Source organism: Paraburkholderia sp. SIMBA_053 (genome assembly GCF_046534895.1).
GTDB lineage: Bacteria > Pseudomonadota > Gammaproteobacteria > Burkholderiales > Burkholderiaceae > Paraburkholderia > Paraburkholderia caledonica.
In genome coordinates this window covers 1-311 of the sequence record NZ_JAWRXU010000365.1, presented here as the reverse complement: position 1 = coordinate 311, position 311 = coordinate 1, and the positions used below count along the sequence as shown (strand labels likewise).

General features: G+C 64.0%; 1 protein-coding gene. It reads right to left on the bottom strand.

Features of this window, described 5'->3' with window-relative positions; translation table 11 throughout:
- The coding region (locus SB753_RS36015) for a CoA transferase (RefSeq protein ID WP_410804877.1) at positions 1-311 on the bottom strand (311 nt) is incomplete at both ends.

The following is a 311-nucleotide window of genomic DNA, read 5'->3' as shown; positions in this document are numbered from 1 at the left end:
ATTGCATGAACACCGAACGCGCCGCGCTCGCGCAACGACGCGATGTCGTCGTCGTCATAGCCGAGTTGCTGCAACAGCGCGTCTGCATGTTCGCCGAGCGCCGGCGCAGGCGACACGCAATTGGCCCCGTACGCGGAAAACTTCACCGGCTGCGACGGCATGCGCTTCGTATGTCCTCCGTCTCGCCGCACCTCGGTCAGCAAAGCGCGATGCGCAGCGTGATCGCTTTCCAGCGCCTCCTGAAGATTGCGAATCGGCGCGACGGGAATGCCCGCTGCGCCGAGAATGCGACTGACCTCATCAACGGTCAG